The following is a 19,014-nucleotide window of genomic DNA, read 5'->3' as shown; positions in this document are numbered from 1 at the left end:
CGGATGGGCGCGCGCGCAGATCTCCAAGCGCGGGAACGGGCCGCGGTGGCGGACGTCGTCGCCTCCACGCTGCGGCATGACCTCCGCAACAAGCTGGCCAGTGTCCGCAATGCTTCGTTCTACCTGATGCGGAAGATGCAGAAGACGGACGTCTGGGGCACGGATGCCCGCGTCGAGGCCTTCTTCCAGCTCATCGACCGGGAGCTGGCCGCCGCCGAGGAGGTGCTGACGCGCCGCGCCCCGGTGGCCAGCAGCGACAAGCCCCTGTGTCACGCGAGCGAGGCCATGGAGCAGGCGCTGCGCGAGGCGCGGGTGCCGGAGCAGGTGCGCGTGGAGCGCGACTTCAAGGCGCGGGGCACGGTGCCTCTGGACTTGGAGGACCTGGCGCTCCTGGTGCGCTGTCTGGTGGACAACGCCGTGGAGGCGATGCCGCGCGGCGGAGTGCTCACGGTGCGGACCTGGGACGTTGATGAAGGTGAGGGCGGCGTGGGCATTCGCGTGGAGGACGCTGGGGAGGGGCTGGCGGCGGAGGCGTATTCGCGCGCCTTCGAGCCCTTCTATTCGACACGTCCCGGCCATGCGGGGTTGGGTTTGAACATCGTGCAGCGGTTGGTGTTGCGCAATGGGGGGAAGGTGGCACTGGACGGAGGCCCCTCGGGGGGCACGCACGTCGAGGTCCTCTTCCTGCACCGCCCGGAGGCGGGGGCCAGGATGCGGTTCACGGGCCATGACGAGATACGGGGGAGCAAGTGATGGAGACGAGCTGGACCTTCGGGCGCTGCCTGCTGCTGGTGGAAGATGACCCGTCCAACCGGATGACGCTCGCGGCGCTGTTGGAGGAGGCGGGGTTCGCGGTGGTGACAGCGGGCTCCTACGCGGAAGCGGAGAAGTGGCTCAACCACCCGCGGCCCATCGACGCGGTGCTGCTGGACCAGAGCCTGGGGGACGGCTTCGGCACGGGGTTGATTCCGCTGGTGCGTCACCACATGCCGGGCGCGAAGGTGGTCTTCGTCACCGGCGCTGACAGCGCCATCGACATGCCGGTGGATGCCGTCTTCCGCAAGGGTGACCATTTCGAGGCGCTCCTGGCCTTCCTCTTCAAGCTGTTGCCCCAGCGACCGCTGGGGATGTCGTCGTCCGCTCCGGGTCCTCGCAGGCCCTGAGAGGTGAAGCACGGCGGAGCCTCAGCTCCAGCTCTGGCCGTCCAGCTCTGGGAAGGTGACCTGGCACTCGCCGGGATTGACGCCTTCCACGCGCGCATAGCCGTTGGCGTTAAGGGTGCCTTCGCGGGTGCTGCCGTCGGGCAGGCTCACCACGTAGCGGGCATTGGGGACGGGCTTGCCCGCCTCGTCCTTCAGCTCGATGGCCAGCCAGGTCATCTCCTCCACCACGACCTCTTCGGCCTGCTCCGCGGGCTGAGGCGTCCACGGCGCCGGCACGCTCTTCGGACGGGCGACTTCCAGCGCGACCAGCTCTCCGCGTGAGAAGGCGTCCGAGAGGCGCTGCTTGAGGCGCTCCTCGTAGCGGGTGCGCTCCAGGCCGTTCAGCCCGAGGGGGCTGCCACCGCCGAGCGCCTCGTAGATGCCGTACAGCGTGCGCGCCGAAGGGGTGGACAGCCACCGCTCCAGGGAGGACGTGACGAACACCTCGGGGACGGGGTGACGGTGACGCTCCTTGGCCTCGGCGTCCACGGACGAGACGACGAGCCAGTCCGCGTTTCGTGCTGGCAGTGTCCACCGACGTTCACCGCGATTGAGCGGCATCCTGAGCACCCCCGTGAGACACAGTGTATCACCAAAGGACACTGCGTGTCCGGTGGTGCGCGATTTTTCGGACGGCCACGCGTCGTGCGGTGTCGGTGCGCAGGAGTGGTGTGGCGCCGTGTCTCGTCCGTGAGCGGTGAGACACCGGACAGCGAACGCGTGCCACGGCGATGAAACGTCGTGCGCGAGACAGTCACGCTGGCGTGAGCAGGAGCCGTCCCTACGTTGCGGCCCTGGCGCGGGAATGGCTGCGCGGTTGAAGGGGAGGGCGTGTGGGCGAGCTTCTGTCAGGAGGAGAAGAACAACTCCGTACGCGGGGCATGAGTCATCCCGAGGCGAATGGCTTCGAGCACGACGAGTCGGGTGAAGCGCTGAGTGTGACGGAGGCGCTGGATGGCGACCTCGACGCCTACCTGGACCGTGAGCTCGCCTTGGAGCCGGAGGTCGATGGCGGCGGTGATGCGTCCACGCGCGAAGCCGCGGAGGACATGCGCGCGTTGCTCGACCTGGCGGAGGAGGAGGCGCGCTGGATTGCCGAGTCTCCTCGGCCCACGTTCTCCGACGCGGAGCCCGACGAGACGGTGTCCGAGTCCTCGCCCGTGGTGATTCCGGAGTGGATGCGCGCGAACCCGGAGGTGCCCGTCGCCGAGGCAGTGCGCCTGCCGTGGGAGCACTCCAAGGTCGTGCCTCCGGCGGTGGCTCGCGGTATCGCGGCCTCGCGTGCGGCGGCCCAGAAGAACACCATGAACGAGGTGCAGGGCCCGCTCAATCTTCAGCAGCAACCGTGGGGCATTCCAATGGTTCCTCCCGCTCAGCAGTGGGGCGGGCCGATGGCGCCTGGGCAGCAGCACGCCTGGGGTGGACAGGTGGCCGCTCCGACGGCGCCGAATCGTCGTCGGGATGTGGTGTCTGGCGTTCTGCTGGGCGTCGCCGCGGTGGGCGTGGTGGCAGCGGGGATGCTCGTGGTCGCGAGCGTGCGCTTCTGGGAGCAAGGCGCGAGCGCCCTGGGCCAGAGCAACAGCGCGAACACCGCGGGCGCACTGCCGGGTGCGAGCGCATCGGCGCGGCTCAACGGTGCGAACAACACGGGAGCGCTGATGGGAACGAAGGCCTCGGGGCAGACTGGTGGCGCGGTGTCTTCGGGTGCCATCGAGCACTGGGCCAGTCCCGGCGTCTCGACGGGCACGGCCGATTCCCACGCGATGAACCCCACCGCGCCTCGGTACACGGGCCCCTTCGTCACGACCTCGCCTGGCGGCATCAGCGACGTCGCGAACGGGTTGCACGCGCAAGGCACGTCGACGGACTCGACGCGCGCGCCCACGTCCATTTCGGGCCCGAGCGGCGCGGACCTGATGGCCCGTCGTGACACCCGGGCCGTGAAGTCCGGCGAGCGGCGCATCCGTACCGAGAGCGCGCCGACCCGTGCTCCCGCGAGCCCCGCTCCGGCCCAGAGCGTCGCGGCGGCCTCGTCGGGCGCGGTGATGGAGATGACCTTCGACGAGCCCGACTCCGACGAACTGGCCACGTCCGTTCCGGTGGACACCACGGACGACCCGGATGGCGCGAACAGCACCGAGTCCGAGCTGGACGAGGAGTTCGCGCGCGAGCTGGGCTTCACGGACGAAGCGGAGGAGGCGCGCGCCGCGTCCGCGCCCACCGCCACGCGGACCGTCTACGTCCCGCCCGCGCTCGACACGAAGGAGCACCTCACGTCGCAGGACGTGAAGCAGGTCGTCGTGTCCAATCAGCCCGCCATCACCGCGTGCCTGCGCCAGCACTCCGCCGACACGTCCCTGGAGAAGAGCGGGCGCTTCGTGGTGCGCTGGTCCGTGCTGCCGAGCGGTGAGACGACGAACGTCGCCATGGACACGCAGGTGCTGCGCGCCACGCCGCTCGCCGGCTGCATCGAGGGCGTGGTGCGCGACTGGAAGTTCCCCGTGCACGCGGTCCGCATGCAGGAGCCCATCCGCTTCCCGTTCGTCTTCTAGCCCCTGGCCCGAAGGGGGCGAGGCCGCTCAGGCCTCGCCCGTCTCGTGTCCGAAGACCTCGCCCGGGTTGGGCGTGGTGGGGCCCTCGGGGGGCTTCTTGATGAGGGGGCGCCGCCACCGGCCCGAGAAGTAGTAGGCCATGCTGACCACCAGCGACACGCCGAAGCTCAGCGCCATCGCAATCCACACACCCGTCACGCTGCCCATGCGGCGCGACAGCCAGTACGCCACCGGCACCCGCACCACCCAGAGGCTCAACAGGGAGAACGCCGTCGTTATCAACGTGCGTCCCGCGCCGTTGATGATGCCGTTGCTCACGAAGATGAGCGCGAACAGGACGTACGTCCCTCCCACGATGTGCAGGTAGGTGACGCCCGGGGTGATGACCGCGGGGTCCGTGACGAAGATGCGCAGCAGCGCCTCCGGGAATGTCACCGCCACCGCCGAGATGACCAGGGTGACGCCGCCGCTCAACAGGCAGCCCCACTTGAAAATCTCCTGCACGCGGTCGTCGCGGCCCGCGCCCAGGTTCTGTCCCGCCAGCGTGGAGATGGCCATGCCGAACGTCATCGCCGGCATGAACGCAATCTGGTCGATGCGCGACGCCGCGCCGAACGCCGCCGTGGCCACCTCGCCGAAGCCGTTGACGAGCCCCGTCACGAACACCATGCCGATGGACACGAGCGACTGCTGCACCGCGGCCGGCACGCCGATGCGCAGCGTCTTCAAGGTGATGGGCCCCAGGTGGGCCAGCCGAGGCCTGCGCGGCGCGACGGGCACGTCCTTCATGCGCAGGTAGATGAGCAGCGTGACGAGCGCCAGGAGCTGGGAGACGACCGTGGCCCAGGCCGTGCCGTTCAAGCCCAGCTTGGGCAAGCCCAGCCACCCGAACATCAGCACCGGATCCAACACGGTGGTGAGCAGGACGGAGCCCGCCTGGAAGTACAGCGGCGTCTTCGAGTCACCCACGCCCTGCAACAGGCTGCGCGTGAGGAACAGGCCGAAGCCCAGGGGCATCGACAGGAGGAAGATGCGCAGGTAGCTGACGGCCTCCGCGTGGATCTCCTTGGGCGTGTCCATCAACGTGAGGATGCTCGGCGCCAGCCACTCACCCAGCAGCGTGAGCACCACGCCCAGCGAGTAGATGAGCACCGTGGAGCTGTCGACCACCTTGCGCAGCTCATCCATCCTCCGGGCGCCGTAGTTCTGCGACACCAGGATGCTCGTCGCCATGGTGAGGCCCATGCCGATGGAGAACAGGACGAAGACGACGGGGAAGCTCACCGTCACCACCGCCAGCGCCTCGGTGCCCAGGAACCGCCCCACCCAGATGGCGTTGATGAAGCTGTACGCCGTCTGCAGGAAGCTCCCCATCAACATCGGGATGGAGAAGGCCACCAGGTGACGGGGGATGCTGCCCGTCGTCAGGTCTCTGCCGAAAGGCGCTTTCATGTCGCGCGCCTCGTGTTCCGGATGCTCATCTGAAAAGTCCCTCGGTATCAGCCCTCACCCGCGCATGGGCCGTGGAAGGAACTCGTCAGGAACCTGATGCTCCAGGTGATTCCAGGAGGGTGACGTCGTCTTTCCGGGTGTGGGCGCCCCTCGGCACCCGCGCGGAGCTTACGGCGCTCACGGCCCATCCGCCTTATGTTTCCAGGCGATGCACAAGCCCCCTCCCATCGAGGCCGCTCCGGGCTCCCAGCCGACCGAGCTGCACGTGTGCCACAACTGCACGGTGCGCCTGGACCCTCGCCTTGGGGGCGTGGACCTGCCGCGCCGCATCCGGGAGGCCGTGGCGGCGCGTGGCCTCGGGCCCAGCACCCGCGTGTTCTCCTCGGGCTGTCTGGGCGAGTGTCCACTCGACAAAGTCACGGTGCTGGTGATTCCCCCGAGCGGCGTGGGCTCGGAGGTGAAGCTCATCGACGCGGAGAAGGACGGCGAGGACCTGGCCGAGCACCTCGCGCGGGCGGCCGAGCGAGCTGAGCGGCCTTGAGCAGCGCCTCCGCCATGGGCACGCAGCTCGCCTGTCCCTTGCCGGCAATCGCGTAGGCCGTGCCGTGGTCCGGCGAGGTGCGCGGCACTGGCAGACCCAGCGTCACGTTGACGGTGCGCTCGAAGTCGAGCGCCTTCGCGGGGATGAGTCCCTGGTCGTGGTACATGGCCAGCACCGCGTCGTACCGCGTGCCCACTTCATCGGGCCTGGCGAAGAGGCCGTCCGCCGGAATGGGCCCGTGCGCATCCACCCGCGCCGAGCGCGCCTTGCGGATGGCGGGGCCAATCACCTCCACCTCCTCGCGTCCCAACAGGCCCCCTTCGCCCGCATGCGGGTTGAGCCCGAGCACGGCGATGCGAGGCTTGCGTCCCACCACGGGCGCAAGGCTGCGTGACAGGAGCTTGAGCTGCGCGGTGAGCCCGTCCACCGTGAGGAGCTTCGACAGCGCGGAGAGGGGGACGTGGTTGGTGGCCAGGGCGATGCGCACGCGCGGCCCGTCCATCATCATCATCACCTCCACGCCGAAGGCCTCCGCCAGCACCTCCGTGTGGCCCATGAAGGGGATGCCCGCGCGCGAAATCTGCTCCTTGGACACCGGCGCCGTGCACAGCGCGTCCACGTGTCCCGCGCGCATGGCTTCAATCGCCGCCGTCACGTAGGCGTACTGCGCGCGGCCTCCCTCGCGCGAAGGCTTGCCCGGGACGCGGTCCTTGGCGGCCAGGTGTGTCACCTCCACCACGGTGGGGGACTCGACGCGGCCCAGCTCGGATGGGGCCACGCGCGCATGGCGGCGGAAGAAGGGGAAGCGCTCCAGCGTGGGCCCATCCCCGAAGACGACGGGGATGAGCACGCGCCGCACGGCGGGGAGCGCCAGGGCCGCGGCCGTCACCTCCGGCCCGATGCCCGACACATCACCCAGGGAGATACCGACGAGGGGGAGGCTCACGGTGGCGAGCATCCCCCGCGTGGGGACGACAGGCTACATCTTCACGTCGATGCTGGCCTTCTGCTTCAGCTCCACGACGTACTGCTCGAGGAACTTGTCCGTCTTCTCCTGGAGCAGCTTGTTCTCCAGCTTCGGACGCATCTCCTCGTAGGACGTCGCGGCGACGGAGCGGCGCTCCTCCACCTTCAGGACGTGCCAGCCGAAGTTGGTGCGCACCGGCTCGCTGACATCGCCCTCCTTGAGGTTGAAGGCGACCTTCTCGAAGGCCTGCACCATGACGCCGCGCTTGAACCAGCCCAGGTCGCCACCGTCCGCGGCGCTGGGGCCCTCGCTGCGGGCGCGCGCCAGGGCGGAGAAGTCCATGCCCTCGCGACGGGCCTCATTGGCGATGCCCTCCGCCTTCTTGCGCGCGGCGGCCACCTGCTCCTCGGTGGCCTTCGGGTCGACGGCGACGAGGATGTGGCGCGCGTGGACTTCGGAGTCCTCGCCCTCCACGCGGGCGTACTGGTTGTAGGCGGCCTTGAGGTCCTCCTCGGTGACCTTCACCTTGGGGCCCACCTTCATGCGCAGGAGCCTGTCCCGGAGGATGCGCTTGCGCAGCATGTCCCGGTACGAGGTCATCGTCAGGCCTTCGGCGGTGAGCACCTGCTCGAACTGCGCCGGGTCCGTGATGTTGTTCTGCTTGCGCACGTCGTTGACCAGCTCGTCCACCTCGCCCTCGGTCGCGGAGATGCCCATCTCCGTGATTTCGGACTCCATCAGCTTCTCGCCGATGAGGGTGTCGAGCGCCGTCTTCATGAGGTGCGCGCGCTGCTCGGAGCGCTTGCGCGGATCCGGGTCATTGAGGCGCGACAGCTCTGGCGCCGCGCGCTGCTGAACCTCCGACAGCGCGATGACGTCGCGGTTCACCACCGCGGCCACCTTGTCCACCAGCTCCGCGCGCGCCGACGTGGCGCCCCCCAGGAGCGCCGCCGCAGCGACGAATGCCACCAGCTTCTTCATTCCGTGCATCCTTCCGCACCACACCGGGCCCGTCCAACAGTCCGGTGCGGGCCCATGCTTTCCGTCACGTCACTTCGCTGCCTGCGGGAGCGCCGCGGGCTGTCCGCGGATGGCCTGCAGCGTGGTCTCGTTCACCTGGACCTGCGCCTTGTCCCGCAGTTCCTTCTCGAAGGCGTCCTGCGCCTCCGTGCGCTTCTGCTCCATCAACTTCGTCTCCACCCACTGACGCGCCTCGGCGAAGTCCCGCTTCCGCGCGGGCTTGCGCTCCAGCACCTTGAACAGGTGGTAGCCGTACTCGGTGGACACCACGTCCGAAACCTGCCCGACCCCGAGCTTGAATACCACTTCGTCGAAGGCCGGCGGCATCTGTCCTCGGGGGAAGAACCCCAGGTCGCCCCCCACCTTGGCGTCCGCGCTCAGCGAGTACCTGCGCGCCAGGTCCGAGAACTTCTTGCCCGACTTGAGCTGCGTCTGGAGCCGGCGGGCCTCGTCCAGGCCCTTCACCACGATTTGAGCGGCGTGCACCTGCTCGCTCTCGTTCAGCTCGCCCTCGTGCGCCGCGTAGTACGCGCGCAGCTCCTCCTCCGTCACCCCCACCCGCGAGTAGACGTGGCTGGCGAAGAGCTTCTCAATCGTGAGCCGGCTGGCCTCTCGCGCGCGCAGCTCCGACATGGAGAGCTGGCCCTGGGCGAGCACCTCGTTGAAGTTGCCAGCCGGATAGTCGCCCGACAGCCGCAGCACGCCCCGGTCCACCTCTTCCGGGGTGACGGTGACGTTGTTCTTCCGCGCCTCCTGGAGCAGCAGCATCCGGTGGATGTACGTGTCCAGCAGCGCGCGCTTGAAGGGTTCAATCTCCTCCGGCGTGCGCTGGGAGGCCTCCGTGGAGGCCAGCTCTCGGCCCAGCTCCTGCTCGAAGTCCACGCGGGAGAGGACCTCTCCATTCACGGTGGCCACCACCGTGTCTTCGGGCGCCGATTTGACGGGGGTGTTGCACCCCTGACTCAGCGCCAGGGCGAGCACCAGGGACAGCAAGGGAGCGCGGGTGGGAGAAAGACGCATGCGCGGAGTCCTGGGGAGAGGGTGAGGGCGACTCCCAAAGGTGGGGATGGCCCCTCGAGCTGGCAAGCGGGCCCTCATGGCGCGGGCACCGTTCCCGGAAGCGGGCTCGACGGCTTGCGCATGGGGGCCTGGACGTCCACCAGCACTCCCGCCAGCGCGTCCGTGTCGACCGACAACGACAACCGCTGCTCCACGCGCGCCAGGTACTCGCCCCACGCGCGGGTGCGCTTCTCGCCCTCCAAGCGCACGCGCAATTCCTCGCGCACGTCGTCCAGCGAGAGGTTCAGCGCGGGCCTGCGCGCGCGCAGCTTGAGCACGTGCACGCCCGTGTCGGTGCGCACCACGTCGCTCAGCGCGCCCTCGGACGTCAGCGCGCGAGCCGCCTGGGCGACCTCCGCTCCGTACTCGCGGGCCAGGGCCTCGTCGGAGAGGAAGCGCAGGTCGCCATCCAGCGGCGCCGTGCGCGGCTCCTGGCTGCGCTCGCGCGCCAGCTTCCCGAAGCCCCCGAAGTCCTCCGCCGGGAGCGCCTTCGCCTGGGCGAGCAGGGCTCTTGCCTCCGCGAGCGCGGCGGCATCGGCGCGCGGCGCGGCGAGGAAGACATGGGACAGCCGCACCGCCTCCGGGCGCACGAAGTCGTCCTTGCGCGCGGCGTACGCCTCCGCGAGCTCCGCGTCCGAGACGGACACCTGAGCCTCTTCCAGCCGCGAGCGCATCAGCCGGCCCACCAGCGCGCGCCGCGTGGCCTCCACCACCTCCGGGTCGTCCTGGAGTCCCTGGGAGAGCGCGTCGCGCACCAGCAAGTCGAACCGGGCCAGCGACTCCACGTACTCGCGGCGGGCGCGGGGCTCCACGTAGCGCTCGCGCAGCGCGGGGCTCATCTCCAGGAAGCGCTCCGTCAGCTCCTCCGCCGTCACGGCATCGCCGCTCCAGCGCGCCACCGCCCGTCCGCCCGCCCGTCGCGTGTGGCGCAGGTCCATCACCGCCTGCCCGGCGGGCACCTCGACCGGGGCGTTCCCGCACGCGGCGGGCGCCAGCAGGGCGAGGGTGAGGAGGCGAGGGGACAGACTCATGGGGAGGGGCTTCCGGGTAGCACGCCGAGGGGGTCCGGACAACCCGGAGTCCCGTCCCCTGTGTGCCGTCTCACGGCCGGGTGGCGTGCGCGGACAGGAACGCCTCCACCAGGGGGAAGATTTCGTCCGGTGCCCGTCGGCCCAGCACCAGGTCGGCGTGCCCGTAGTCCGCTCCAAAGCCGTGCCCTCGCCCGGCCACGAGGAACTTCACCGGGCCTCCCAGGGCCTCCTTGGCTCGCGCCACCGACATGGGCGGCGCCAACAGGTCCTTGCTGCCCGCCAGCAACAGGACGGGGATCTTCACCCCCGCCAGAGCCTCGCGGTAGTCGAAGCCCCCGTCATAGGTGGTGAAGCGGTTGGTGGAGATCCAGCGGGCGAACTGGCGGCCCACTCCGCCGGCGATGTTGGCCGGCACGTTGGCCAGCGCGCGCCGGATGACTTCCGGCTCCATGTTCTCCGCCAGCATCATGTACCGGCTCAGCGGGCCCGGCGGCGCGCCCAACAGCGCGATGCTGGTGACGCGGCCGGTGGGGATGACCTTCAGCCGCAGGAGCGGCTCCACGCGCTGGATGAAGGTGCGCAGCCCCGGCTGCACCGCGAAGGTGAACGGGCTGCCCAGAATCGCCGCGGCCCGCACCGGCGCCTGCGGATTGCGGGCCAGGTGCGCGTAGAGCATCAGGCCGCCCTTGGAATGTCCCACCCAGAGAACTTCCTTGGACCCCGTGGAGATCACAGTGCGCAGCGCGGTGCGCACGTCGTGCTCCGCCTGGTCGTCGAAGTTGAAGTCCGAGCAGTCGCCCGCCAGCCCCCGCCCCCTCAGCTCCATCACCCAGGTCTCGAACCCCGAGCGCGCCAGGTAGCGCGCCAGGCTGTACTGCTCGTCGAAGTCCATGTGGAAGCGGTTGGCGCCCAGCCCGTGGCAGAGGATGACGGGCTCCGCGTACCTCCGCTCGCCTCGGGCGTGATAGCGCCCCAGGGCAATGGCCGCGCCGTCGTCCGTGGGCACCCGGTACAGCTCGTCCGGGCGGAACGTCAGCGTCAGCAACCCCTCTTTTCCCCGGCTCATCGTCCGCGAGAAGAGGTCTGCCATCCGCCCCAGCCGCGCCACCTGTCTCCGTGTCACCCCCCCACTCTAAGCCGGTCCGCAGCCCGTTGCCGTGTTCAATGGTGGGCGGTCATCCCTGTCGGCAGGGCCGTTGCAAGGAGATGTAGGCATATCGGTCCGGAGGAAACTGGATGCGGCAAAACAGGGCAATCAAGGAAACATTGTCATCCTTCATCGCCACCGTTTTTCCCACAGACACCCTCCTGCGTGCCCTGAGAGAGATGGAGCGGCACCAGGTGCAACTGCTGGGCGTGGTGGGCGAGGGGGGCGGCTTGATGGGGCTGGTGAGTGAGGCGCACATCCTGGCGGCGTGGGGAGATCCGCTGGCGCCCGTGTCGGAGGTGATGGCGCGGGTGGGGCTGCCGGGCGGAAGGAGGCGGCTGTCCCTTCGGCTGCCGCGCTTCTGCCTGAGGCAGGGAGGGCGGATGCGCCCGGCGACCTGAAGCGTGCGACGAGTCCAGGCGCGGGGCGGTACAGTGACGCCCCCCGTGCCGGACGACTCTTCGCGTTGGACTGTCTACATGCTGCGCTGCCGTGACGGCTCGCTCTACACTGGCGCCACCAATGACCTGGAGCGTCGGGTGGCCACCCACGGGCGAGGGCGCGGCGCGGCGTATACCCGAGCGCGGCTGCCCGTCACGCTCGTCTGGAGCGAGTCCGCCGAGGACCGAGGCGCCGCCCTACGACGGGAGGCCGCCATCAAGCGCCTCACCCGGAGCGACAAGCTGCTGCTCGTGTCCGACGTCCGGCCCCCGCGACGCCGCGGACGCTGAGCCGGTTCCCACGTCATACCGGGGTGCGGGGATGACCGTTGGTGGGCGACCCTTCGCGCCATCATGTGTCGTCATCCGGGAATCCGGGTCTTTTGTATCAAGCCCCTCGATACCCGAGCGCGCGCTCGCGCGTTACCGTGGGACCACTCTTCACAGGGGGCAGTCCATGCTTCGGTCGCTTTCAGGAGTCTTCGCCGCACTGGTCGTCTTGACCTTGGGCTGTGGACGGGTGGTGAACCATCCGCCGGATGTGCGGGTGGGACCCAGCCCGAGCCCGAAGACGGTGGCACCCGGGGGCGTGGTGCAGCTCGTGCTCGAGGTGCAGGACCCCGACGGTGACGACATGGAGTACTACTGGACGCAGAATCCGGCGGAGCCCGCGGGCCACTTCAGCGACGCCCACTCGCGCACCCCGACGTGGACGGCTCCGGACGTGAAGGAGCCCATGCACTTCCTGCTGCAGGTCAACGTGGTGGACACCGAAGGCGGCGGCATCCTGGGCACCGGACCTTCGGTGTTGGTGCGCACGCCGTAGTCGGGCCGGAGCTTCTCGGTTCAGGGCGCCGTCTGCGACGGAGCGCCAGGCGGCGGAGTCTCCTGCCTGCGGGCCTTCCGGTTCATGCTGACGGTGAAGAGGATGCCCAGCACCAGGAACACAGCGGCGCCGATGCCGGCGCCCACGCTCTGCCAGCCGAGCAGGTCCGAGCTGACCTTTTGAATCACCTGGGGCAGGTTGCACATCGTCTGGGTCGCCAGGGGCGTCTCGTTGTACCAACCGATGGCGGAGGGCCCGACCCAGGATGCGACGAGGATGCCCAGCAGGGCTCCCGCGAGGACGAAGTTGAGCAGCGTCTTGGCGGTGTTCATGCGCAATCACCTCGGTAGGAGGACGACGGGCCGTGCTTAGTATGTGCACGGCGCCCTGGCCAGGGGTGGAACGTGTTAAGGGGAGGGCGTGCCGCTGCTCCCGCTCGCCATCCTGTCCAGTCTCGTCGCCCTGGTGTGCGCCGCCTTCCTCATCGTCCATGCCTTCCGTCGCAGCGTGGGCACGGGAGTGATGGTGCTGCTCATCCCCTGCTACACGCTCTTCTATGCGTTCAGCCAGTTCGAGCACCGGCACAAGGGGCTCATCGTCGCGGGCTTCGTGTCCTGCACGGTGCTGGCCGCGGTGTTCCTGGGCCTGGGCGCGCACTCGCTGACGGTGCTGACGGCGCGCGTTCCTCCGCCGGGCTTCTGAGGCCCCGCTTCGCCGTGCGCTCGCCCGACGCCAGGGTGTCACGGTGATGGTGGAGAGCACGGCCGCCCTGTGCGCGCGCCACGCGGACGCCTCCGCGGTGGCCACCTGCACGCGCTGCGGAAGCTTCCTGTGTGGAGAGTGTCTGGAGGTCGTCGGCGAGTCCGCCTTCTGCGCGCCGTGTGTGTCGTTGCGGCGGAGCGAGGGGCCCGTGTCGCGCGCGGCCTGGGGCGCGCTGGCGCTCGGGGTGATGGGACTGTTGACCTTGCCGTGTTCCCTGGCGCTGCCGCTGCCGCCGCTGGTGGCGGGCGTGGGCAGCGTGGTGCTGGGGATGCGGGAGGCGGGGCGCATCCGCCGGGGAGAGAGCCCCGAGAAGGGACGGGTTCCCGCGCGGGTGGCGTACGTGCTGGGCTGGCTGAACCTGGGGCTCCTGGCCGCGTGGCTGCTGGGCTGGGGCTGGCTGTACTTCGCGGCGTCCGGCGCCCGAGGCTGAGGGCTTCAGACGCCGCGCGCGTTCGGCTCCCAGAGGTACTTGTGCATCTGGAGCTGGAAGCGGACGGGGAGCCGGTCCTCGATGGTCCACTCGGCCAGCTCGCGCGGGTGGAGCTTGTCGAACACGGTGGAGAACAGCAGCGCGAAGGGCTTCTGGGCCAGCCGGTGCTCGGTGATGAGGGCCTTGGACCAGTCGTAGTCCTCGCGTGAGCCGATGACGAACTTCAGCTCGTCGTTCGCGTTCATCGACGCGAAGTTGCGCAAGTCATTGCGCGCGGCCTCGCCCGAGGACGGCGTCTTCATGTCGACGATTTTGTGCACGGCGGCGGGCACCAGCCGCACGTCGATGGCGCCGCTGGTCTCCAGCAGCACCGTGAAGCCCTCGTCGAGCAGCGACTGCATCAGCGGGTAGACGCCGGGCTGGAGCAGGGGCTCGCCGCCGGTGATTTCCACGCGCGGGGTGCGCAGCGTCTTGATTTCATCGATGACGTCCGCGTTCTTCCGGCGCGCGCCTCCGTGGAAGGAGAACTCGCTGTCGCAGTAGGTGCAGCGCAGGTGGCAGCCGGTGAGGCGGATGAAGGCGCACAGCAGGCCGGCGTGCGAGGACTCGCCCTGGAGAGAGAGGTAGATCTCCTTCACCACCACGGAGTCGGCGGTGGGGACGAGGCGGGGCTCGATGTGGGGACGCGCGGCGGGCATGGCTTCTTCGTGAGGCGAAGGGAGCGGCGCTTCAACCCCAGTCAGCCCGGGAGGTCAAGCCGCCACCCCAATCCGGAGCCAACATCCCAGAGGCGGCCGGGGATTCCCGGACCCGCGCCCCCACCCCGCGCGCGGCGAAGTGCGTGGAATCTGGGGGACTTGTGGACGTCCAGGCTCAGGAACCGCCTGTCCCCTGGGCTCGGGGAGGCGTCCCCTCCTCGGCCGTGGCCGTGGCCGGGCGGTGGTGGTGCACGGGGCACGTCTTGGGGAAGGTGCCGAGCTGCTCGACGGCGTAGCCCTTCGGGTAGGTGCGCACGTTGGGGCTCTCGCGGCTGAACTTGGGCACCGCGCGCGGGGGCAGGGCGTAGCGCACGAACTTCCCGCGCAACCGGAGCGCGGAGCGGAACACCTTCCGGGTGAGCGCGGAGGGGCGCGCGTAGTGGAACGCGTCCAGCAGCGCGTCCTCCATGAGGGTGCGAGCGAACAGCTTCACGAGCTTCTTGGGCGCCAGGTGGGACGGCGGGAAGGTGGTGAGCAGCTCGAGCGTGGAGTCGGCCACGGCCTGGCCGCGCGCATCGAAGGCGAAGTGCTTCGCCTCGTAGCCGTCCAGGAACGCGACGAAGTCCGCGTGTGTCTCGGGGATGTCCTGGATGCCCATGTGGCGGCCCATCGCGCGGTAGTAGTGGGTCCACGCCTCCTCCTCGTGGGGGGTGAAGGGACGCCAGCCGAACTCGCGCACCCAACGGATGGGGGACACCGCGAAGGTGGAGAGCACGTAGCGCATGTCATCGTTGGAGATGGCATAGGCGCCGTGCATCTGGTTCATCCGGCGGAAGGCGCTGTGTCCGGCGGGGCTGGTGATGCCGTGCTCGAGGATGGCGTCGAGGATGAGCACGGTGTCGTCGTAGCGCTTCTGGACGCGCTCGTTGAATTCCCCTGTCTCGTGCAGGAGCACGCCGATGCTCGGCACCGCGTAGGTGCGGAACAGCGCGAAGCTGAGCGCCTGGTTGATGTCCCAGGGGAACTCCTGGGTGGTGAGGATGCGAACGATGTCCTCGTACTGAGTCACGGCATCGAGGCGGTCGGTACGGTCGCGCAGCGCGAAGCGATTCATCCGGGTCCCTCCTGCGAGGATGCGGGAGGGGGACGCTAACCGATGGCGCGAAGGCCTGCTTATTGGCACCCCTGGGACGCTGTCAGCCTTTGTGCGCCGGGCCCTTCACGCGCTCGATGAAGGCGTCGATGAGGTGCCGGGCGATGCTCAGGCGGGGCGGGACGCGCGGCAGCTGGTCCGGGTGGAACCAGTGCGCCTCGGCGATTTCCTTGCCGTCCACCTGGATGTCACCACCCGCGTACTCGGCGGTGAAGCCCACCATGAGCGAGCGCCCGAAGGGCCAGGGCTGCGAGCCGAAGTAGCGGATGTTCTTCACCTCGATGTTGACCTCTTCCTTCACCTCGCGCGCGACGCACTCCTCCAGCGACTCGCCCGCGTCCACGAAGCCCGCGAGCGTGCTGAACATGGGCTCCGGCAGCGTGGAGTTGCGCGCGAGCAGCATGGTGTCGCCCTGGGTGACGAGGACAATCATCGCGGGGGAGATGCGCGGGTAGAACGGGGTGTTGTCCACCGTGCAGCGGCGGGCGCGCTCCCCGGCGACGAGCTGGGTGGGCTGGCCACAGCGTCCGCAGAAGCGGTGCTGGATGTCCCACTCGGCGATGGCGAGCGCGCGGCCGGCGATGGCGAAGCGCACCTCGTCCAGTCGCTTGTAGAGCGAGCGCGCGGGCACCAGCGTGGTGCCCTCCGGCGCCGCGAAGTCCCGAGGCAGCGGAGCGGCGTAGCAATCCACGCCGTCCAGCGCGCCCAGGTAGTGGGCCGCCGCGGTGAGCTCGGGGAACGCGGAGCCGGTGGGCAGGTTGATGGCGCCCTCCTGCTCGACGATGAGCAGCTCCATGCCGCGCGAGAGGAAGAGCAGGGCGCTGTCGCGCGGTCGGCTGGGGGGCTCGTGGCTGGGGAGGAAGGAAGGGCTGGGGCTCACCCGGCCACCTTAATGGCCCGCGACGGGCGCCGCAGGCTTCGTTGTCACCGGGCGCGGGACTAGCTGCCCTTTTCGATGAGCTCCACGCGGTAGCCGTCCGGGTCCTCGACGAAGGCGATGACGGTGGTGCCGTGCTTCATCGGCCCCGGCTCGCGGACCACCTTGCCACCGGCCTGCCGAATCGCATCGCACGTCGCGCGGATGTCCGGCACGCCGAGCGCCACGTGGCCATAGGCCGTGCCCAGCTCGTACTTCTCCACGCCCCAGTTGTGCGTCAACTCCAGCGCCGGGTGCGTGTCCTCGGGGCCGAAGCCGACGAAGGCCAGGGTGAACTTGCCGTCCGGGTAGTCGTGGCGGCGCAGCAGCTTCATTCCGATGACCCGCGTGTAGAAGTCGAGCGACTTCTCCAGGTCTCCAACGCGCAACATGGTGTGCAGGATTCGCATGCGCGCTTCATAACGCCGGGAGCGCCGCCGCGTCTCGGCGCGCTGTCGTCTCCTGGACTACGGGTTCACGGAGGACTCATTGGGGCGGACGTTCCGTGGAACGGTGAACGTCCCCACGTACACGCGGCCCTCGGACACGGGCTGGCCGCTCGGCTCCACCACGTTGACGCGGGACTGGTCGCCTCCCGCGTGCCACAGACCCACCAGCACCTTCCACTCCCCGGGCCGCCAGCCCCGGGTGGAGAGGGAGAAGGCGTCGCGCAGCAGCGTGTCCCGGGGCGCGTCCGCGAAGAACCAGGTGCCGCCCACCACCGCGTGGTCCGAGCCCATGCGCTGGCCCTCCGCCGACACCACGTGCACGAAGATGCCCACCGAGCGGGGCACCGGTGCAGACGTGCGCCAGTGGAGCACCAGGGGGAGGATGCCCTCCGCGTCCGGCTCCCCTGGAACCTCCGCGCCCACCAGCTCCACGGGGACCTCGAAGCGCGTGTCCACGGGCTTGGCCTCGGGAGGCAGCGCCGGCACCGTCAGCGGTGAGCCATCCGCGTTGCGCGGCTCCGCCTTCGCCACGGGCTCATGCCACGCCATGGCGAGCACGAACCACGTGACGATGGGAACGGCGAACACGTTCATCGCGACGGGCCACCGCAGCGGGTGTCCACTCCGCTGGCGCCACACGAGGAACGCGAGCCCCGCCCACGCGAGGCCCGACACCAGCGCGCCGCCGATTCCCGAGCGGGGCAGGAAGCTCAGCACGACCTGATGGCGACCTTCCGGCACGCGCACGCCGAGCAGGCCGTCATGTGAGACGACCTCGCCCTGGGACGACTTCCAGCCCGGGTGCCAGTTCTGGTTCACGAGCAGCACGGTGGGCCGCGTCGCGTCCACGTCCACGGACACGCGGTTGGGCGTCCACTCCACGCGCTTCGCGGTGCCCGCGCCGGGCTCCTCCAGGTACTCCTCCGCGCCCAAATCGCCGCGCAGCTTGGAGGACATGGGCACGGGCCACGCCTCGCCACAGGCGATGGAGCCCCGGTTGAGGGCGAGCAGGTGTCCTTGCGACCAGCGATTGCCGCGCGCCTGCGCGAAGGGCTGCTCGCGCTCGGCGGGCATCGCCGTCATCTGGGCCCAGCGCGACAGGTTGTCGAAGGCGCGAAGCTGCAGGCCCCAGCTCGAGACGAGCACGGCGCACGCGGCCACGACGGCCCAGGTCCACTTCGCGGGCGAGCGCCACGTGCGCGTGAGCAACACGGCGAGCCCCAGCGCGGCCAGCTCCGCGAGGAAGAAGCCGGTGGGGACGAGGAAGCGCTCGGGGTAGCGGAACGTCTCGAAGATGGGGAGCGTGCGCAGCCCCGCGAACAGTGAAGGCTTGGCCGAGTAGCCCGCCGCCATCCACGCGCACAGGCCCGCGACGATGGCGGGATACAGCGCGCGGCGTCGGGCGAAGAAGAGGGCGGGCAGCGCGAGGGCGAGGGCCGCGGGCGCGAAGTAGAAGTTGCCCGGGTCGCTGTAGCCGGAGCGCGCGGGGAGCTGGAGCAGCATCTGCACCAGCGGCACCAGCGAGTTGCCCGGTGTGCCCGCCATGACGCGCGGCGAGGAGCGCATCGTCTCGATGAGGGGCCACAGCCGGAAGGCGCACGCGGCCAGGGTGAAGCAGGCGGTGGCGCACAGGGCCCACAGCGCCTTGTTCAGTCTGTGCAGGTTGCGCAGCCCGCGCATTCCATACAGTGAGCGGCCCGTCTCCAGCACGACGAAGAGGGCGCCCATGGGCACGGGGTAGGTGCCGCCGAAGCTCAAGAGCAGCGCGAAGACGCCGCCCACGAGCGCCACACCGGACAGCTTCCCCTCGACGACACGCCGCGTGCCGACGAGCAGCCACGGCAGCAGGAGGAAGCCCGCGAAGTTGAGCCAGCCGATGGCCCAGGACAGCGCGGTGAAGCCCATCAGCCCGAAGAGGGGAGCCGCGCCCAGCGCGCCCAGCGCGGAGCCCGTGCGCCGTCGGGCGTAGTGGAAGAAGCCCTCCATTCCGAGCACGAGGAAGACCCACAACAGGAGCGGCTCCGCGCGACGCGGGCCCACGAGCGAGGACAGCACCACGGTGGGCGAGAAGACGCGCGTCTGCGGACTGCCCAGCGCGTACTGGCCACCGCAGGACCAGGGGTTCCACAGCGGGAGCTGTCCGTAGTGCGCCACGCTGCGCGTGCCCGCGTCCTCGTACGAGTCGAGCAGGTGCGAGTCGCGGAAGTCGTTCATCCCCCCGGCGACCGACAGGGAGTGCCAGCACGCGGCGAGCGCGAGGACGCCGAAGAGGGCCAGGCGCACGCTGGTGAGCGAGGCGGCGCGGTGGGCGGCGCGGAGCAGTCCGTGGGAGGAGGTCGTCATGCGGAGGGGAGCGCGCGGGAGGGCGA

At 69.8% G+C, this 19,014-nt stretch carries 22 protein-coding genes; 9 read left to right on the top strand and 13 right to left on the bottom strand.

The window, feature by feature from the left end:
- Positions 1–3: 3 nt before the first annotated feature.
- Both ACN469_RS00765 and ACN469_RS00760 read left to right on the top strand, forming a co-directional pair.
- On the top strand, positions 4–753 hold the full coding sequence (locus ACN469_RS00765) for an ATP-binding protein (protein ID WP_498763121.1): 750 nt from the start codon (positions 4–6) through the stop codon (positions 751–753).
- Positions 753–1,163: a response regulator gene (locus ACN469_RS00760; protein WP_174456961.1), complete on the top strand. Its 411-nt coding sequence runs from the start codon at positions 753–755 to the stop codon at positions 1,161–1,163. The genes ACN469_RS00765 and ACN469_RS00760 overlap by 1 nt, the downstream gene beginning before the upstream one ends.
- A gap of 21 nt (positions 1,164–1,184) precedes the next feature.
- Here ACN469_RS00760 and ACN469_RS00755 read toward each other — a convergent pair whose 3' ends face one another.
- A complete protein-coding gene (locus tag ACN469_RS00755; protein ID WP_498763119.1) occupies positions 1,185–1,763 on the bottom strand; it encodes a carboxypeptidase-like regulatory domain-containing protein in 579 nt (192 codons plus the stop codon).
- Between the two features lie 320 nt (positions 1,764–2,083).
- Here ACN469_RS00755 and ACN469_RS00750 point away from each other — a divergent pair, with 320 nt between their 5' ends.
- Positions 2,084–3,754, top strand: coding sequence for an AgmX/PglI C-terminal domain-containing protein (locus ACN469_RS00750; RefSeq protein WP_498763117.1), 1,671 nt, complete (start codon positions 2,084–2,086; stop codon positions 3,752–3,754).
- Between the two features lie 27 nt (positions 3,755–3,781).
- On the opposite strand, the gene ACN469_RS00745 is transcribed toward ACN469_RS00750, so the two are convergent.
- A complete protein-coding gene (locus ACN469_RS00745) occupies positions 3,782–5,206 on the bottom strand; it encodes an MATE family efflux transporter (RefSeq protein WP_498763116.1) in 1,425 nt (474 codons plus the stop codon).
- Positions 5,207–5,414: 208 nt separating this feature from the next.
- Here ACN469_RS00745 and ACN469_RS00740 point away from each other — a divergent pair, with 208 nt between their 5' ends.
- A complete protein-coding gene (locus tag ACN469_RS00740) occupies positions 5,415–5,747 on the top strand; it encodes a hypothetical protein (RefSeq protein WP_498763114.1) in 333 nt (110 codons plus the stop codon).
- Here the strand turns inward: ACN469_RS00740 and pdxA are convergent.
- The 5 genes from pdxA to ACN469_RS00715 form a co-directional block, all read right to left on the bottom strand.
- Positions 5,671–6,693 (bottom strand): 4-hydroxythreonine-4-phosphate dehydrogenase PdxA, encoded by a 1,023-nt coding sequence (pdxA, locus tag ACN469_RS00735; protein WP_498763112.1) that lies wholly within the window; start codon positions 6,691–6,693, stop codon positions 5,671–5,673. The two genes, ACN469_RS00740 and pdxA, sit on opposite strands and share 77 nt — an antisense overlap.
- Positions 6,694–6,726: 33 nt before the next feature.
- Positions 6,727–7,695 carry a peptidylprolyl isomerase gene (locus ACN469_RS00730; RefSeq protein ID WP_498763110.1) on the bottom strand — a complete coding sequence of 323 codons (969 nt, stop codon included), beginning with the start codon at positions 7,693–7,695 and terminating at the stop codon, positions 6,727–6,729.
- 69 nt (positions 7,696–7,764) lie between these two features.
- Complete coding sequence (locus ACN469_RS00725; RefSeq protein WP_498763108.1) at positions 7,765–8,754, bottom strand: peptidylprolyl isomerase; 990 nt, start codon at positions 8,752–8,754, stop codon at positions 7,765–7,767.
- 74 nt (positions 8,755–8,828) lie between these two features.
- Positions 8,829–9,824, bottom strand: a complete 996-nt coding sequence (locus ACN469_RS00720) for a peptidylprolyl isomerase (RefSeq protein ID WP_498763106.1) — start codon at positions 9,822–9,824, stop codon at positions 8,829–8,831.
- Positions 9,825–9,894: 70 nt separating this feature from the next.
- Positions 9,895–10,914: an alpha/beta fold hydrolase gene (locus tag ACN469_RS00715; RefSeq protein WP_498763598.1), complete on the bottom strand. Its 1,020-nt coding sequence runs from the start codon at positions 10,912–10,914 to the stop codon at positions 9,895–9,897.
- A 146-nt stretch (positions 10,915–11,060) separates the two neighbouring features.
- Here ACN469_RS00715 and ACN469_RS00710 point away from each other — a divergent pair, with 146 nt between their 5' ends.
- The 3 genes from ACN469_RS00710 to ACN469_RS00700 all read left to right on the top strand — a co-directional run bounded on the left by ACN469_RS00710 (position 11,061) and on the right by ACN469_RS00700 (position 12,237).
- Positions 11,061–11,372: a CBS domain-containing protein gene (locus tag ACN469_RS00710; protein WP_498763104.1), complete on the top strand. Its 312-nt coding sequence runs from the start codon at positions 11,061–11,063 to the stop codon at positions 11,370–11,372.
- 78 nt (positions 11,373–11,450) lie between these two features.
- Positions 11,451–11,702, top strand: coding sequence for a GIY-YIG nuclease family protein (locus ACN469_RS00705; protein ID WP_498763103.1), 252 nt, complete (start codon positions 11,451–11,453; stop codon positions 11,700–11,702).
- Positions 11,703–11,868: 166 nt separating this feature from the next.
- A complete protein-coding gene (locus tag ACN469_RS00700) occupies positions 11,869–12,237 on the top strand; it encodes a hypothetical protein (RefSeq protein WP_498763101.1) in 369 nt (122 codons plus the stop codon).
- A 20-nt stretch (positions 12,238–12,257) separates the two neighbouring features.
- Here the strand turns inward: ACN469_RS00700 and ACN469_RS00695 are convergent, their stop codons facing one another.
- Positions 12,258–12,569 (bottom strand): hypothetical protein, encoded by a 312-nt coding sequence (locus ACN469_RS00695; protein ID WP_498763100.1) that lies wholly within the window; start codon positions 12,567–12,569, stop codon positions 12,258–12,260.
- Between the two features lie 88 nt (positions 12,570–12,657).
- Between ACN469_RS00695 and ACN469_RS00690 the strand changes: the two genes are divergently transcribed.
- Together ACN469_RS00690 and ACN469_RS00685 are read left to right on the top strand one after the other, a co-directional pair.
- Positions 12,658–12,939 (top strand): hypothetical protein, encoded by a 282-nt coding sequence (locus ACN469_RS00690; protein WP_498763098.1) that lies wholly within the window; start codon positions 12,658–12,660, stop codon positions 12,937–12,939.
- A 46-nt stretch (positions 12,940–12,985) separates the two neighbouring features.
- Positions 12,986–13,429: a B-box zinc finger protein gene (locus ACN469_RS00685; protein WP_498763097.1), complete on the top strand. Its 444-nt coding sequence runs from the start codon at positions 12,986–12,988 to the stop codon at positions 13,427–13,429.
- A 5-nt stretch (positions 13,430–13,434) separates the two neighbouring features.
- Here ACN469_RS00685 and ACN469_RS00680 read toward each other — a convergent pair whose 3' ends face one another.
- The 5 genes from ACN469_RS00680 to ACN469_RS00660 all read right to left on the bottom strand — a co-directional run bounded on the left by ACN469_RS00680 (position 13,435) and on the right by ACN469_RS00660 (position 18,988).
- Positions 13,435–14,127, bottom strand: coding sequence for a radical SAM protein (locus ACN469_RS00680; protein ID WP_498763096.1), 693 nt, complete (start codon positions 14,125–14,127; stop codon positions 13,435–13,437).
- 175 nt (positions 14,128–14,302) lie between these two features.
- The gene (locus ACN469_RS00675) at positions 14,303–15,241 is read right to left on the bottom strand and encodes an oxygenase MpaB family protein (protein WP_498763094.1); all 939 of its coding nucleotides are present in this window, start codon (positions 15,239–15,241) and stop codon (positions 14,303–14,305) included.
- Positions 15,242–15,323: 82 nt separating this feature from the next.
- A complete protein-coding gene (gene nudC, locus ACN469_RS00670; protein ID WP_498763092.1) occupies positions 15,324–16,160 on the bottom strand; it encodes an NAD(+) diphosphatase in 837 nt (278 codons plus the stop codon).
- Positions 16,161–16,219: 59 nt separating this feature from the next.
- Positions 16,220–16,606, bottom strand: coding sequence for a lactoylglutathione lyase (gloA, locus tag ACN469_RS00665; protein WP_163863655.1), 387 nt, complete (start codon positions 16,604–16,606; stop codon positions 16,220–16,222).
- A 57-nt stretch (positions 16,607–16,663) separates the two neighbouring features.
- A complete protein-coding gene (locus ACN469_RS00660; protein WP_498763090.1) occupies positions 16,664–18,988 on the bottom strand; it encodes a putative glycosyltransferase family protein in 2,325 nt (774 codons plus the stop codon).
- Positions 18,989–19,014: the final 26 nt, after the last annotated feature.

It is taken from the genome of Corallococcus terminator (genome assembly GCF_049194865.1).
Classification (GTDB): Bacteria; Myxococcota; Myxococcia; order Myxococcales; family Myxococcaceae; genus Myxococcus; species Myxococcus terminator_A.
The sequence above is the reverse complement of the archived record's forward strand: the minus strand, read 5'-3'. Positions and strand labels throughout refer to the sequence as shown.

Bases quoted from the DNA above. Each gene is read 5' to 3' on its own strand.
- ACN469_RS00765 (WP_498763121.1), top strand. From the start codon at position 4: ATGGGCGCGCGCGCAGATCTCCAAGCGCGGGAACGGGCCGCGGTGGCG.
- ACN469_RS00760 (WP_174456961.1), top strand. From the start codon at position 753: ATGGAGACGAGCTGGACCTTCGGGCGCTGCCTGCTGCTGGTGGAAGAT.
- ACN469_RS00755 (WP_498763119.1), bottom strand. From the start codon at position 1,763: ATGCCGCTCAATCGCGGTGAACGTCGGTGGACACTGCCAGCACGAAAC.
- ACN469_RS00750 (WP_498763117.1), top strand. From the start codon at position 2,084: ATGAGTCATCCCGAGGCGAATGGCTTCGAGCACGACGAGTCGGGTGAA.
- ACN469_RS00745 (WP_498763116.1), bottom strand. From the start codon at position 5,206: ATGAAAGCGCCTTTCGGCAGAGACCTGACGACGGGCAGCATCCCCCGT.
- ACN469_RS00740 (WP_498763114.1), top strand. From the start codon at position 5,415: ATGCACAAGCCCCCTCCCATCGAGGCCGCTCCGGGCTCCCAGCCGACC.
- ACN469_RS00730 (WP_498763110.1), bottom strand. From the start codon at position 7,695: ATGAAGAAGCTGGTGGCATTCGTCGCTGCGGCGGCGCTCCTGGGGGGC.
- ACN469_RS00725 (WP_498763108.1), bottom strand. From the start codon at position 8,754: ATGCGTCTTTCTCCCACCCGCGCTCCCTTGCTGTCCCTGGTGCTCGCC.
- ACN469_RS00720 (WP_498763106.1), bottom strand. From the start codon at position 9,824: ATGAGTCTGTCCCCTCGCCTCCTCACCCTCGCCCTGCTGGCGCCCGCC.
- ACN469_RS00715 (WP_498763598.1), bottom strand. From the start codon at position 10,914: ATGGCAGACCTCTTCTCGCGGACGATGAGCCGGGGAAAAGAGGGGTTG.
- ACN469_RS00710 (WP_498763104.1), top strand. From the start codon at position 11,061: ATGCGGCAAAACAGGGCAATCAAGGAAACATTGTCATCCTTCATCGCC.
- ACN469_RS00705 (WP_498763103.1), top strand. From the start codon at position 11,451: ATGCTGCGCTGCCGTGACGGCTCGCTCTACACTGGCGCCACCAATGAC.
- ACN469_RS00700 (WP_498763101.1), top strand. From the start codon at position 11,869: ATGCTTCGGTCGCTTTCAGGAGTCTTCGCCGCACTGGTCGTCTTGACC.
- ACN469_RS00695 (WP_498763100.1), bottom strand. From the start codon at position 12,569: ATGAACACCGCCAAGACGCTGCTCAACTTCGTCCTCGCGGGAGCCCTG.
- ACN469_RS00685 (WP_498763097.1), top strand. From the start codon at position 12,986: ATGGTGGAGAGCACGGCCGCCCTGTGCGCGCGCCACGCGGACGCCTCC.
- ACN469_RS00680 (WP_498763096.1), bottom strand. From the start codon at position 14,127: ATGCCCGCCGCGCGTCCCCACATCGAGCCCCGCCTCGTCCCCACCGCC.
- ACN469_RS00675 (WP_498763094.1), bottom strand. From the start codon at position 15,241: ATGAATCGCTTCGCGCTGCGCGACCGTACCGACCGCCTCGATGCCGTG.
- gloA (WP_163863655.1), bottom strand. From the start codon at position 16,606: ATGCGAATCCTGCACACCATGTTGCGCGTTGGAGACCTGGAGAAGTCG.
- ACN469_RS00660 (WP_498763090.1), bottom strand. From the start codon at position 18,988: ATGACGACCTCCTCCCACGGACTGCTCCGCGCCGCCCACCGCGCCGCC.